At 73.5% G+C, this 13,602-nt stretch carries 13 protein-coding genes; 9 read left to right on the forward strand and 4 right to left on the reverse strand.

Annotation, left to right across the window (positions count from 1 at the left end):
* Nucleotides 1-17: 17 nt before the first annotated feature.
* From OTB20_RS08040 to OTB20_RS08055, 4 genes are all read left to right on the forward strand, one after another.
* Entirely contained in the window at nucleotides 18-743 is a 726-nt protein-coding gene (locus tag OTB20_RS08040) for a DNA alkylation repair protein (RefSeq protein ID WP_267815908.1), read from the forward strand.
* 249 nt (nucleotides 744-992) lie between these two features.
* On the forward strand, nucleotides 993-2,171 hold the full coding sequence (gene tuf / locus OTB20_RS08045) for an elongation factor Tu (RefSeq protein ID WP_267815910.1): 1,179 nt from the start codon (nucleotides 993-995) through the stop codon (nucleotides 2,169-2,171).
* A 117-nt stretch (nucleotides 2,172-2,288) separates the two neighbouring features.
* Nucleotides 2,289-3,173, forward strand: coding sequence for a patatin-like phospholipase family protein (locus tag OTB20_RS08050; protein ID WP_267815912.1), 885 nt, complete (start codon nucleotides 2,289-2,291; stop codon nucleotides 3,171-3,173).
* Nucleotides 3,174-3,240: 67 nt separating this feature from the next.
* Nucleotides 3,241-4,032 (forward strand): spermidine synthase, encoded by a 792-nt coding sequence (locus tag OTB20_RS08055; RefSeq protein WP_267816310.1) that lies wholly within the window; start codon nucleotides 3,241-3,243, stop codon nucleotides 4,030-4,032.
* A gap of 242 nt (nucleotides 4,033-4,274) precedes the next feature.
* Here OTB20_RS08055 and OTB20_RS08060 read toward each other — a convergent pair whose 3' ends face one another.
* A complete protein-coding gene (locus tag OTB20_RS08060) occupies nucleotides 4,275-5,525 on the reverse strand; it encodes an MFS transporter (RefSeq protein WP_267816311.1) in 1,251 nt (416 codons plus the stop codon).
* A 108-nt stretch (nucleotides 5,526-5,633) separates the two neighbouring features.
* Nucleotides 5,634-6,704: a hypothetical protein gene (locus tag OTB20_RS08065; RefSeq protein ID WP_267815914.1), complete on the reverse strand. Its 1,071-nt coding sequence runs from the start codon at nucleotides 6,702-6,704 to the stop codon at nucleotides 5,634-5,636.
* A gap of 95 nt (nucleotides 6,705-6,799) precedes the next feature.
* Here OTB20_RS08065 and OTB20_RS08070 point away from each other — a divergent pair, with 95 nt between their 5' ends.
* From OTB20_RS08070 to OTB20_RS08085, 4 genes are all read left to right on the forward strand, one after another.
* The gene (locus tag OTB20_RS08070; protein ID WP_267815915.1) at nucleotides 6,800-7,252 is read left to right on the forward strand and encodes a DUF4442 domain-containing protein; all 453 of its coding nucleotides are present in this window, start codon (nucleotides 6,800-6,802) and stop codon (nucleotides 7,250-7,252) included.
* Nucleotides 7,253-7,407: 155 nt separating this feature from the next.
* Complete coding sequence (locus OTB20_RS08075) at nucleotides 7,408-7,560, forward strand: DUF2191 domain-containing protein (protein ID WP_267760088.1); 153 nt, start codon at nucleotides 7,408-7,410, stop codon at nucleotides 7,558-7,560.
* 156 nt (nucleotides 7,561-7,716) lie between these two features.
* Nucleotides 7,717-10,227 (forward strand): beta-glucosidase family protein, encoded by a 2,511-nt coding sequence (locus OTB20_RS08080; RefSeq protein ID WP_267815917.1) that lies wholly within the window; start codon nucleotides 7,717-7,719, stop codon nucleotides 10,225-10,227.
* A gap of 60 nt (nucleotides 10,228-10,287) precedes the next feature.
* Nucleotides 10,288-11,028: a DedA family protein gene (locus OTB20_RS08085; RefSeq protein ID WP_267815919.1), complete on the forward strand. Its 741-nt coding sequence runs from the start codon at nucleotides 10,288-10,290 to the stop codon at nucleotides 11,026-11,028.
* A gap of 56 nt (nucleotides 11,029-11,084) precedes the next feature.
* On the opposite strand, the gene OTB20_RS08090 is transcribed toward OTB20_RS08085, so the two are convergent.
* The gene (locus tag OTB20_RS08090; RefSeq protein WP_267815921.1) at nucleotides 11,085-11,630 is read right to left on the reverse strand and encodes a gamma carbonic anhydrase family protein; all 546 of its coding nucleotides are present in this window, start codon (nucleotides 11,628-11,630) and stop codon (nucleotides 11,085-11,087) included.
* A 126-nt stretch (nucleotides 11,631-11,756) separates the two neighbouring features.
* Here OTB20_RS08090 and OTB20_RS08095 point away from each other — a divergent pair, with 126 nt between their 5' ends.
* Complete coding sequence (locus tag OTB20_RS08095) at nucleotides 11,757-12,497, forward strand: acyltransferase (protein ID WP_267815923.1); 741 nt, start codon at nucleotides 11,757-11,759, stop codon at nucleotides 12,495-12,497.
* Between the two features lie 79 nt (nucleotides 12,498-12,576).
* On the opposite strand, the gene OTB20_RS08100 is transcribed toward OTB20_RS08095, so the two are convergent.
* Nucleotides 12,577-13,452 (reverse strand): EamA family transporter, encoded by an 876-nt coding sequence (locus tag OTB20_RS08100; protein ID WP_267815925.1) that lies wholly within the window; start codon nucleotides 13,450-13,452, stop codon nucleotides 12,577-12,579.
* Nucleotides 13,453-13,602 lie beyond the last annotated feature (150 nt).

Genomic DNA, 13,602 nt, shown 5'->3' on the forward strand with positions numbered 1-13,602 from the left:
GCCGTAATCTGGGACTCATGCAGTCGAACGACCGGCGGCGTCCGCGGGAGCCGCGCAGCGGCCTCGCCGCGCTGTTGGAGGCCCGGCTCACGGAGTCCTACGGCGCCGCGGCCGACGTGGAGCGGGCCGCGCACATGGCCGCCTACATGAAGGACGTCGCGCCCTTCCTCGGGATCCCCACGCCACTGCGCCGCGAGCTGTCGAGGGCCGTGACCAAGGACACCCCGAAACCGTCCGAAGCGGACTGCACGGCGCTCGCGCTGCGCTGCTGGGAGCTGCCGGAGCGTGAGTACCAGTACTTCGCCGTCGACTACTTGCGCCGGCACGTCTCCCGCTGCTCCTCCGGCTTCCTGCCCGTCGTCCGCCGTCTGATCGTCACCGTCCCCTGGTGGGACACCGTCGACTTGCTCGCCGCGCACACGGTCGGGCCGCTCGTGGCGGCGGACCCGGCGCTCGCCGCCGTCATGGACGAGTGGATCGGTGACGAGAACCTGTGGGTGGCCCGTACCGCCCTGCTCCACCAGCTCCGCTACAAGTCCGCGACCGACAGCGGCCGGCTCTTCGCGTACTGCCGCCGCCAGAGCGCCCACCCCGACTTCTTCATCCGCAAGGCCATCGGCTGGTGCCTGCGCGAGTACGCGAAGACGGACCCCGGCGCCGTACGCGCCTTCGTCGCCGCGGAGCGGGAGTCGCTGTCCCCGCTGTCGGTGCGCGAGGCGCTGAAGAACATCGGTGCCGGGTAATTCAGTGGCCCCGCCGGGGCCGCTCCGGCAGGATCTGGCACATGTCCCGGTACGCCTTCCCCGCAGCGCCGTCCGCAGTCGCGGACGCGCCGAAGGCTGCCGTCCTCGCAGAACCCGCAGCAGGCGCAACCGCATTCGGCGGCGCACGAAGCTGACCCTTCCCGGATCGTCCGGCGGACCCCGCAGGGGGAGGGTCGGTCCGCTCAAGGGGTCCCGTAGTTCCAGCTTCGGATCACACGGGAAGACATCATGGCCAAGACGGCCTTCGTGCGCACCAAGCCGCACCTCAACATCGGCACCATGGGTCACGTCGACCACGGGAAGACGACACTGACCGCCGCCATCACCAAGGTCCTCGCCGCGCGCGGCGGCGCCTCCTTCGTGCCGTTCGACCGGATCGACCGGGCCCCCGAGGAGGCCCGGCGCGGCATCACCATCAACCTCACGCACGTCGAGTACGAGACCGACACCCGGCACTACGCGCACGTGGACATGCCCGGCCACGCCGACTACGTCAAGAACATGGTCACCGGCGCTGCCCAGCTCGACGGGGCGATCCTCGTCGTCTCCGCCCTCGACGGGGTCATGCCCCAGACCGCCGAGCACGTGCTGCTCGCCCGGCAGGTCGGCGTCGACCACATCGTGGTCGCGCTGAACAAGGCCGACGCCGGGGACCCCGAGCTCACCGACCTGGTCGAGCTCGAGGTCCGGGAGCTGCTCACCGCGAACGGCTACGGCGGGGACACCGCCCCGGTCGTACGCGTCTCCGGGCTCGGGGCGCTGGACGGCGACCCGCGCTGGACCTCGGCGATCGAGGCCCTGCTCGACGCCGTGGACACGTACGTGCCGATGCCCGTGCGGTACACGGACGCGCCGTTCCTGATGCCGGTGGAGAACGTCCTCACCATCACCGGGCGCGGGACCGTCGTCACCGGCGCCGTCGAGCGGGGCACCGTCCGCATGGGCGACCGCGTCGCGCTGCTCGGCGGCGACGGGACCCCCGCGGAGTCGGTGGTCACGGGGCTGGAGACCTTCGGGAAGCCGATGGAGTCCGCCGAGGCCGGGGACAACGTCGCGCTGCTGCTGCGCGGGGTGCCCCGCGACGCGGTGCGCCGCGGTGACGTGGTGGCCGCGCCCGGCAGCGTCGTACCGAGGCGCCGCTTCACGGCGCGGGTGTACGTGCTGTCCGCCCGCGAGGGCGGCCGCACCACACCGGTGTCGACCGGCTACCGGCCCCAGTTCTACATCCGCACCGCCGACGTGGTGGGCAACGTGGACCTGGGCGAGGCGGGCGCGGCCCGGCCGGGGGACACGGTCACCATGACCGTGGAGCTCGGGCGGGACGTCCCGCTGGAGAGCGGGCTCGGCTTCGCGATCCGCGAGGGCGGGCGCACCGTCGGGGCGGGGACGGTGATAGAGGTCGGGTAGCGACTGTGGAGTGACCGGGCGGTGCCGGGGTGGTGCCCGGTTGGTGCCCGCTGTGGTGGCGGTGGTCGGCTTGCGCCAGACTGCCGTCACCACTGGCATGCGGGGAGGGAGCGGTCCATGGACGGCGGCAGCGGAGAAGGCGGCGGGGAAGGCAAGGGCACGGCGTTGGTGCTCGGCGGAGGCGGGCTGACCGGCGTCGGCTGGGAGGCCGGGATGCTGTACGGGCTCGCCCGCGCGGGCGTCGATCTGACCTGCGCCGACCTCGTCGTCGGGACCTCGGCCGGCTCCGTCGTCGGCGCGCAGCTCACCTCCGGACTGCTCACCCCGCAGGAGCTGTACGAGCGCCAGCTCGGCGACCCCGGCGGGGAGATCCCCGTGAAGCTGGGGGCTTCCCTGATCGGGCGGTACGCCGTCGCGATGGTGCGCTCCCGCGACGCGAAGGCCTACCGTCGCAGGGTCGGCGCGCTCGCGCTCGCCGCCGACACGGAGCCGGAGGAGGAGCGCCGCAAGGTGCTGGAATCCCGGCTGGTGTCGCGCGACTGGCCCGAGCGGCGCCTCGTCGTCGCGGCGGTGGACGCGCTGACCGGTGAACTCGCCGCCTTCGAGCGCGGGAGCGGGGCCGGGCTGGTCGACGCCGTCTCGGCGAGCTGCGCCGTCCCCGGGGTGTGGCCGCCCGTGACGGTCGGGGGGCGGCGGTTCATCGACGGCGGGATCCGCTCCGCGACCAACGCCGACCTCGCCTCCGGCTACGCGCGCGTGGTGATCCTCGCGCCCGTGACCATGGGCGCCGGGCTGATCCCCTCGCCCGCGGCGCAGGCCGCGCGACTGCGCGAGGCCGGGGCGAAGGTGCTGCTGATCACCCCGTCGCCGCAGGCCCGTAAGGTCTTCGGGCGCAACGTACTGGACCCCGCGCGCCGAGATCCCGCCGCGCGGGCGGGGCTGGAGCAGTCCGCGGAGCACGTGGCGCAGGCGCGCGAGGTCTGGGCGGGTCCCGGGGCCTGACAATGGTCCGGTGAGTGACGAACAGATCCCGGTGATCCGGAACGTGGCCCAGGGCACCGCCAAACTGATGCCGGACATCGACCGGGAGCGGGCCTGGCTGCTCACCGTGGACGGGGCGCCGCAGTCGTACGTGGACCTCGACGACCCGGAGCACCTGGAGTTCGAGTACGTACGCCGCCTCGCGCACGTACTGGACTGCGTGGCCGGGCCGGGGGCCGCGGTGGACCTGCTGCACCTGGGCGGTGGCGCGTTGACGCTACCCAGGTACGCGGCGGCGGGCCGGCCGGGGTCGAGGCAGGACGTGGTCGAGTTCGACGCCGGGCTCGTCGAGCTGGTCGGGGAGTTCCTGCCGGTGGCGGCCGGGAGCGGGATCACGGTGCACGTCGCCGATGCGCGGGCCTGGCTGGCCGCGGCGCCGGACGCGAGCGCGGACGTGGTGGTGGGGGACGTCTTCGGCGGCTCCCGGGTGCCGGCTTCGCTGAGCTCGGTGGAGTACGCCCGGGAGGTGGCGCGGGTGTTGAGGCCCGGCGGGGTGTACGTGGCGAACCTCGCCGACGGGGCGCCGTTCGCGTTCCTCCGGGGGCAGCTGGCGAACTTCGGTTCGGTGTTCGGGGAGCTGGCGCTGATCGCGGAGCCGGGGGTGCTGCGGGGACGCCGGTTCGGGAACGCGGTGCTCCTGGCATCGGAGCGGGAGCTGCCCGTGGCGGAGCTTTCGCGGGCGTGCGCGGGTGACGCGTTCCCCGCGCGGGTGGAGGCGGGGCCGGCTCTCGCCCGGCTGATGCGCGGGGCTCTGCCGGTGTCCGACGCCGATGCGGTGGCCTCGCCCGAGCCGCCGGCGGGGGCGTTCAGCCTCGGCTGAGGGAACGCGCCGCCGTGCGGGCCGGGGTCGTCGGCAAGATCCGAAAGAGACGGCCTAGTGCGGTGACCGGAAAGGTTCACCGTGTCGCGGCGCCCGGCACGGCACTTCTCCCCCAGCTACCGCTGGGAGGTGCCCCCCGCGTTGTCGGACCGGGCAAGTACGTCCAGTACGGGCCTCGGTCCTCCGCCTTGCGATGCACCGCGCCGGACACCGCGACCCGGCAAACCTTCCCGGCCACAGCACTAGACGGGGACGGGGACCGGTTTGGCCGTCGGGGAGGTCTTGCGGGTCATGTGTCGGACGTCCGGGACCAGAAGGACGGCCGCCGTCACCACGATCACCAGGCCCGCGCAGCCCCATAGGGCCGAGGTGCGGCCGATCATGGACTCGACCGGGCCGGCCACCGCCGTGGCCAGCGGGAGCATCGACACCGAGCCGAACCAGTCGTAGGCCGAGACGCGGGAGAACTTCTCCTCCGGGATCTCCTGGTGCATCGTCGTCATCCAGCTCACGCCGAACACCTCGATGGCCGTGCCGCTCACGAACATCACCGCGCACAGTGCCCACACCGGCAGTGGCACCGCCAGCCCCGCCGCGGGGAGCGCCAGCGGGAACACGCACAGGGTGCCGACCAGCAGCAGGCGGCGCGGCTTCCAGAGCATCATCAGGACGGCCCCGCCGATGGTGCCGAGGCCGAAGAAGGCCAGGGCCAGGCCCCACGGAGCCGCCCCGCCCAGTTGCTCCAGGGCGACCAGGGGCCCGTAGACCGCTTCGGCGGCGCCGACCACGGCCACGACGACGGAGAACTGGAGCACGATGCTCCACAGCCAGGGCCGGCTCCTGAACTCCACCCAGCCGTCGCGCAGATCGGCCCACAGGCCGCCGCCGGGAGCGCGGTCGGCGATGTGGCCGACATCGAGGAAGGCCCGTAGGGCTCCGGCGGCCGCGAAGGCGGCCGCGTCCGCGGCGAGTACCCAGCCGGGGCCCAGGAAGGCGACCATGGCTCCGCCGAGGGCGGCTCCGCCGACGCCGGCGCCGTTCATCGCCATCCGGAAGACGGCGAAGGCACGGTTGGCCTGCTTGCCGGAGACGCTGGCCAGCAGCATGCCCTCGGCGGCCGGATTGAAGAAGGCCGTACCCGTGCCGCACAGCGCGGTGAGCAGCATCATCTGCCACAGCTGAGGGTGGCCGGTCAGGACCAGGACGGCGAAGACGGCCTGCGAGACGCAGTTCAGGGCGTTGGCCGCGACCATGACGTGGTGGCGGGGTATCCGGTCGGCGATCGCTCCGCCGATGAGGAGGAAGAGGACGAGCGGCAGCGTACGGGCGGCGGCCACGAGGCCGACATCGCCGACGGAGCCGCCGGCCTGGAGGACCGCGAACGTGGTCGCGATGAGCGCTCCGTGGCTCCCGAGGTTCGTGATGACCGCGGCACCCGTCAGCAGGGTGTAGTTGCGGCCCGCCCACTCCGGCCTGCGGCGCGAGGAGGACATACGGGCGGCATCGGGGGAGAGGGAAGGAGGTGAGCTCACCCCCGGACTATCCCGGTCCCGGGCCGGCGATCCAAACGAATATCCGGCCCGGGCGCATCGTGCGACAGATCAGCCCGCGTTGAGGCGGACGCTGCTCAGGATCTTCTCGAGGGTCTCCTTGGACGCCTCGCCCGGGACGCCCGCGACGCCGTAGAAGACCCAGGTGGAGAGGTCACCCTTGGCGTTCGTGAAGCTGAAGGTCATGGACTTGCCGTCCGTGGAGCACTTGTTCTCCTTGGGCAGGTTACTGACGGTCGCGGTCGCCATGTGCCCCTTGAGCCCGGAGGAGGTCGTGTACTCCTTGGCCTCGGACACCTTGGTGGTGCCCTTCGGCGCCTTCTGCGCGTACGCGGAGAAGGCCCAGTTGCCGGCCTCGTTGCGAGCGGCCTCGGCGGTGTCCTTGGCGCCCATGCCGCCCTTGGTGCCGGTGCCCGCCAGTTCGGTCGACTCCTCCTTGCCGTCCTTGTCGGAGTCGACCTTGCACCAGTCCTCCTTGAGGATGGCGGGTGCGTTCATCATGACGAGGGCCGTGCCGTCGTTCTTGACGTGGTCCTCGAAGCCGATGGACAGGCCCGAGGACTGGACGTCCCAGTCCGCCGGGACGTCGAAGGCGGAGCCGTACTTCGGGTTGACGACGACCTTCCAGCCCGGGATCACCGGCTTGGCGTCGGCGCCACCGCGCGGGTTGGCGCCCGGGCTCGCCGAAGCGGACGCGCCGGAGGAGGCCGCACCCGAGGAGGCCGGGGCGGAGGGGGAGGAGCTCGGCTTGCCGTCCGCCTCGTTGCCGGCCTTGTCGTCCCGGGTCATGACGAACGCGCCGGTGGCGGCGGCCGCCACGACGACGGCCGAGGCCGCGACGATGGCCACGGTCCTGGTCGAGAACGGGCTCCCGCCACGCGGCGGCGGGGGCGGCGGAGTGCCGCCCCACTGGGGTACGGGCACGGTCGGGGGCTGCTGGCCCCACGCCTGGGGGGCGGGCGGCTGCTGGGGGTACCCGTAGCCGGGCTGCTGCTCCCCGTACGCCGCCGGCTGCTGCTGCTGGTACGGGTTCGGCGTTCCCGGCTGCTGCTGGTACGGGTTCTGATGCGCGTCCTGGGGGTTCTGTTCGCCCCCGGGCGGCTGCTGCTGTCCTGGCCACATGGCCGGTAACGATAGTGGGAGCGGGCGCGCGGAGCCACGGCCGCCCCCGTACAGGTCTGGCCAATGCTGCCTACTCGTGGGTAACATAGCGTTCCATGAGCGCTGAACAGATGAACGTGGGCGAACTGCTCGCCGCGACCGTGCCGATGGCCAAGACCCTGAACCTCCAGTTCCTGGAGACCACTCCCGAGCGCGCGGTCGTCCGGCTCCCGGACCAGCCCGACTTCCACAACCACCTCGGTGGCCCGCACGCCGGCGCCATGTTCACCCTCGCCGAGTCCGCGAGCGGCGCGATCGTCCTGGCCGCCTTCGGCGACCAGCTCTCGCGAGCCGTGCCCCTCGCCGTGAAGGCGGAGATCGGCTACAAGAAGCTCGCCAAGGGCGTCGTCACGGCCATCGCCACCCTCGGCCGCCCGGCCGCCGAGATCGTCGCCGAACTCGACGCGGGCGGCCGCCCCGAGTTCCCCGTCACCATTGCCATCCAGCGCGAGGACGAGGCCGTGACCGGTGAGATGACCGTCGTCTGGACACTGCGTCCCAACGCCTGAGAACGTTCCGCCGCGATGCCGGCGGAGGGTCCGGACAGGGCGTTTCGTTGTGGGCGCATCACACTAGAGTCCCTCCCACGACTGATGGAGGGGGTCCCGTGGCAAGCCGAGCCAAGATCGATATCAGCCTCGACGCCGAGCTCGTGGTGGAGGTGATGGTCCTCGCCGGGGTCGGGTCGCCCCAGGACGCGGTGGAGGCCGTCGTGCGGGACTACATCGCGCGCGGCCACCGCACCGAGGCGCGTGTCCAGCTCCAGGACGAGCCCCGGCGCGAGGCCGACCTCGGGCAGCAGCCGCCGCAGGGCTGAGCGCCGGGCCGCCGCCGCAGGGCTGAACCTCGGCGTCGCGGTGGCGCGCCTGAGCGGGGCCCGTGCGGCGGTCGGCGCACAGTTGGGCGGCGGGAGCGGTCCGGCGCGGGCCGCTCCCGCCACCTGACGCCGATGCCCACGCCGCAGGGAGCCCCCATGAGCGAGGCCGTGTCCAGACGCCGTGCGCTGCGCCTCCTCGGGGCGGTGGGTGTCGTGCTCGGCGCGGCCGGCTGCGTACCGGCGCCGCCGCCGGGCAGGCCGCCCGGCACGGAGCCCCGTAAGGCGGCCGCCGGACCCGTCGGCGCCGCCCGGGTCGACGCCCTGCTGGAACGGCTCACCCTGGAGGAGAAGACCGTCCTGCTGCACGGCGGCCCGGACCCGGACCCGCTCGGCCAGGCCGGCTACGTACCGGGCATCGCGCGCCTCGGCATCCCGGCGCTCCGCCTCGCCGACGGCCCGGCGGGCGTCCGCGTCGCCAAGCCCGCCACCGCGCTGCCCGCGCCGGTCCTGCTCGCCTGCGCCTTCGACCCGGGGCTCGCCCGCGAGTACGGCCGGGTCATCGGCCGCGAGGGCCGCGCGCTCGGCGTCGACGTCCTCCTCTCGCCGATGGCCAACCTCATCCGCACCCCCTACGCCGGGCGGAACTTCGAGACGTTCTCGGAGGATCCGAAGCTGACGGCCGATCTGGTGGCCGAGGTCGTCCGGGGCATCCAGGACGAGGGCCTCATCGCCACCGTCAAGCACTTCGCGCTCAACAACCAGGAGAAGGGCCGCGACACCGTCGACGTGATCGCCGCCGAACGGACCCTCCACGAGACCGAGCTACGGGGCTTCGAAGCCGCCGTGGCCGCCGGGGCCGGCGCCGTCATGGGTGCCTACAACAAGGTCAACGGGGTCTACGCCTGCGAGAGCCGCCCGCTCCTGGACGAACTGCTCCGCGGGCGCTGGGGGTTCGACGGCTGGGTGATGTCGGACTGGGAAGCCACCCACAGCACCGTCGCCTCGATCGGTGCCGGCCTCGACATGGAGATGCCCGCGGGCACCCACTACGGCGCCCCGCTACGGGAGGCGGTGCGCGGCGGCTCCGTCCCCGAGAGCACCGTGGACCTCGCGGTACGCCGGATCCTGACCACCATGGACCGCTTCGGACTGCTCGGCGGGCACCCCGCCGCCCGGCCCGCCCGGGACGCCGCCGCCGGGGCCCGCACCGCCCGGCAGGTCGCCGCCGCCGGAGCGGTCCTGCTGCGCAACGAGCGTGCCGCCCTGCCGCTGACGGGGCCCGCCGCCCGCTCCATCGCCGTGATCGGCCCCACCGGGCGGACTCCCTTCGTCAGCGGCGGCGGCAGGGCCCACGTGATTCCGGACGCGGCCGCCGCCCCGCTCGAGGAGATCCGGCGGCGGGCCGGCAGCGGCTCCACGGTGGCCTACGCGCTCGGCGAGGACATCTACGGGCGCCCACTGCCGGCGAAACTGCTGACACCCGCCACCGGCCTCGACGACCGGGCGGTGGCCCCCGGGAGCACCTGGAGCTTCGAGGGGACCTTCCGGCTGGCCGCCGACGACGAATGGACCCTGCTCGTCCACTACACCGGGCAGCGGCCGGCCGTCCGCCTCGACGGGGAGGAACTCTTCCCCGTACGGCAGGGCGTGGCCGAGCAGTTCGCCGGCGGACTGCTCGGCGCCGCGCCCGACGGCCTCACCGTGCGCCGCCGCACCCTGGCGCTCAAGGCTGGCGAACACCGGCTCGCCGTCACCGCCGAGGGTGGGCCGAAGGGGCAGCGGCTGCGGCTGCGGCACACCACCAAGGCGACCCGGACCGCCGACCTCGCCGAGGCCGTCAAGGCGGCCAAGGCGGCCCGCAGCGTGGTGCTCTTCGCCTACGAGGACGCCACCGAGGGCACCGACCGCACCTCGCTGGGGCTCCCGGGCGGCCAGGCCGCGCTGATCGAGGCGGTCGCCGCCGCCAACCCGCGTACCACGGTGGTGCTCAACACCTCCTCCAGTACGACGATGCCCTGGCTCCCACGGACCGCGGCGGTCCTCCAGATGTACTACCCGGGGCAGGAGGGCGCGGCCGCCACCGCGGACGTGCTCTTCGGCGACGTGGATCCGGGCGGCCGCCTCACCCAGACCTTCCCGGCCGACGAGCGCGTGACCGCGGTCGGCGGCGACATGGTGCGCTACCCGGGGGTGGGCGGCCGGCAGGAGTACTCCGAGGGCGTCCACGTGGGCCACCGCTGGTACGACGCGCAGCGGGCGGCGCCGCTGTTCGCCTTCGGGCACGGGCTCTCCTACACGACCTGGGAGTACGAGAAGCTGACGGTGCGGCCGGGCGGCGCGCACGGGAAGCACGGCGGGCTGCGCGTGGAGTTCACCGTCCGCAACACCGGACGCCGCAAGGGCACCGAGGTCGCGCAGGTCTACGTCGGCCCGTCCCCGGACCTGAAACTGGACCAGCCGGTGCGGGCGCTGGCCGGCTACCGGCGCCTGACCCTCGCCCCCGGGCAGGCGCAGCGGATCGTCCTGGACATCGACGCGCGCACGCTGTCGTCCTGGGACCCGGAGCGGGACGCGTGGGTCGTGGGAACGGGCCGGCGCGAGGTGTTCGCGGGCCGGTCCTCGCGCGAACTGCCGCTGCGGGCAAAGGCTGTGGTGGCGACCGGATAGGCTGCCCGTTCGGCCTGCCACAAGGGGCGGGCCGAGCGGCTGACTCGGGAGGACGTACCGGTGCACATCCTGGAGGAATGGCTGGGGACGATTCCGGCGGTCAGCATCTACCTCCTGGTGGGGCTCGTCATCGGACTGGAGAGCCTCGGAATCCCGCTGCCGGGGGAGATCGTCCTGGTCAGCTCGGCGCTGCTGGCCTCGCAGCAGGGCCACATCGACCCCGTGGTGCTGGGCATCTGCGCGACCACCGGGGCGATCGTGGGCGACTCGATCGGCTACGCGATCGGGCGCAAGGGCGGGAAGCCGATGCTGGAGCGGCTCGGACGCCGCTTCCCCAAGCACTTCGGGCCGGACCAGGTCGCCGTAGCGGAGCGCTCCTTCGAGAAGTGGGGCATGTGGGCCGTCTTCTTCGGGCGGTTCGTGGCACTGCTGCGGATCTTCGCCGGGCCGCTGGCGGGCGTACTGCACATGCCCTACTGGCGGTTCCTGATCGCGAACGTCCTCGGGGGGATCCTGTGGGCGGGCGGTACGACGGCCGTCATCTACTCGATCGGGATCGTCGCCGAGCCGTGGCTGAAGGGGTTCTCGTGGGTGGCCCTGGCACTGGCGCTGCTCTTCGGGCTCGCCGTGACCGTGGTGGTGCGCGGACGCATGAAGAAGGCGGCGGCAGCGGCGTCGGACGAGACCGCTCCGGGCTCGGCCAAGGCCGAGACCGCTCCTGGCGCGGCCCCGGACGTGACCGCTGAGGCGGCCCCCGTGCCGGGGCAGGCTTCGGCCGCTCCGACCGTGCGCGCCGACTGAGGGGCTCGCCCCCTGCCCGGCCCGAGGGCGGGCAGGGAAGCGACGGGCAGCGCCCGTTACGCGTCCGGAGTCACCGAGGCGCGGTGCTGCCCGGCCAGTTCGGTGTACATGAGGGCGTTGACCTTGAGGCCCTCGCGCTCCTCCGCGGTCAGTGCGCGCCGCACCTTCGCCGGGACGCCCGCGACCAGCGAACCGGGCGGGACGACCATCCCCTGCGGGACCAGGGCCTGGGCGGCCACCAGTGACCCGGCGCCGATCACCGCGCCGTTGAGGATCGTCGCGCCCATCCCGATCAGACAGTCGTCCTCGACCGTGCAGCCGTGCACGACGGCGTTGTGGCCGATGGAGACGCGCTCGCCGATGGAGACCGGGAAACCGGGGTCCACGTGCACGGTGCAGTTGTCCTGCACGTTGCTGTCGGCGCCGAGCGTGATCGGACCGCAGTCCGCGCGGAGCACCGCCGAATACCAGATGCTCGCGCCCGCGCCCAGGGTTACGTCCCCGATCACCACTGAGGTGGGAGCGGTGAACGCCGTGGGGTCGATCACGGGGTTCTTCCCGCCGACACCCGCCACGAGTGCCTGGGCCGCCTGCTGCGTCATGTGTTCTCTTCCTCTTCCGGTACGTCTTGTCGCGCTACGGGCACCGTAGGGCACGCCGTCCGCGGCCCCGAGGATGGGGTGAAGATCACGGCGCGGTCCGGGCTCCCGGCGCGCTACGGTGACCCGGTGGCGAAGAACCAGAACACGTTCTCATCCCTGACGGCGCTGCGCCGCCGGCTCGCCGGGCGCGCCGTCCACGCCGGCTGGCGCTGGATGCAGCGGGCCGGCGCGGTCACCGCGCAGGCCCCGGGCGGGCTGCGCTTCGGTGCGATCGGCCACGGCACGCGGCTCGCCTTCCCGCAGGGCACCGTCTTCGGCGAGCCCTGGATCAGGCTCGGCGACCACTGCATCATCGGGGAACAGGTCACGCTCACCGCCGGGATGATGCCGGACCTCGACCTGGGCGCGGAACCGATGCTGGTCCTCGGCAACGGTGTGGTCATCGGCCGGGACAGCCACGTCATCGCCGACACCAGGATCACGATCGGCAACGACACCTTCTGCGGTCCCGGGGTCTACATCACCTCCACCAACCACAGCTACGACGACCCGCACCAGCCCGTCGGCAAGCAGTGGCCGCGCAGCGCCCCGGTGGAGATCGGCCCGGGCTGCTGGCTGGGAACCGGCGCGGTGATCCTGCCCGGGGCGCGGCTGGGCCGCAACGTCGTGGTGGCGGCGGGGGCCGTCGTACGGGGCGAAGTGCCGGACCACGCCGTGGTGGCGGGGGCGCCGGCGCGGATAGTGCGCCGCTGGGACCCCGAGACGGGCTGGCAGCCGCCGCTGCGCACGCCGGCGCCGGTGCCGATCCCCGACGGGGTGACGCCGGAGCAGCTGCGCGCACTGGCCGGCCTGGCGGAGACGGAGTGAACGCCGCGGGCGGCGGCGTGCCCTGCGGGGCGGGCGCTGCTCGAAGCGGCTCGCCCCTGCCTGGCCCGAAGGGCGCGCTCTAACCCGCCGCGAGGAGGACCGTGCCCGCCAGGGCCAGGCCCGCGCCCGCCGCCTGGACGGGGCGCAGGCGTTCCTTGAGAACGGCGAAGGCCGCCAGCGCGGTGATCACCGGGTAGAGCGAGGAGAGCACGGCGGCGATGGTGACCGGGCCGTGCTGGGCGGCGATGGAGTACGTGCCGTTCGCCGCGACGTCGGCGAGTCCGACGAAGGCGAGCGCCGGCAGCAGCCCCCACAGCAGCCGCAGCCGCAGGCCGCCCGCGTCCGCCGGGAGGGCCGGGAGGCCGCGCCGGGTCTGCACCCACAGGGCCGTCCCGCCGACGGCGACATTGGTGACGCGCTGGACGAACAGCGCCAGGAACAGGCCCGACAGGGTGGAGGAGGCGGAGGCGATCAGGGCCATCACCGCGCCGAAGCCGAAGGCCGCGACGAGGGTGAGGACCACGGCCCGCCGCTGTACGGGGGCGCCGCGCAGCTCCGGTCCGCCCGCGAGGACGATGCCCGCGACGGCCACCGCGATCCCGGCGAACTGGCCGGCGCCGGGGCGTTCGCCCAGCAGCAGCCCGGCGGTCACCGGTACGACCACGCCGAGGGAGCCGAGCGGGGAGACCACGCCCATCGGGCCGAGGGCGAGCGCCTTGTAGAAGCTGAGCATCGCGACCGGCCCCACCAGCCCGGCCTCCACGGCGAACCAGAGCTGCGGTCCGGCCTCCTGCCAGGCGCCGGTGCCCAGGACCACTGCGCCCAGCACGAGGACGGCGAGGACCTGGGAGGCCACGACCACGGTGAGGGCCGGTATCCGGCGGGTCAGCATCCCGCCGCCGAAGTCGGCGAGGCCCCACAGGACGGCGGTGGCCAGGGCGAACAGGGCGGTCATGGCAGGCCTCGCAGTACAGTGCGTTGAACGGTGGAGTACATGGCGCGGTACGCCATGGGGCATGCCTCCGGGCGCTCCGCGGCACACGGTGGGTGCGCCCCGGGGAGCACCTCGGGGTACGACGCACGATAGTGCAGTCTGTTGAACCCT

Origin of the sequence: Streptomyces sp. H27-H1 (assembly GCF_026627445.1) — a bacterium.
Lineage (GTDB): Bacteria > Actinomycetota > Actinomycetes > Streptomycetales > Streptomycetaceae > Streptomyces.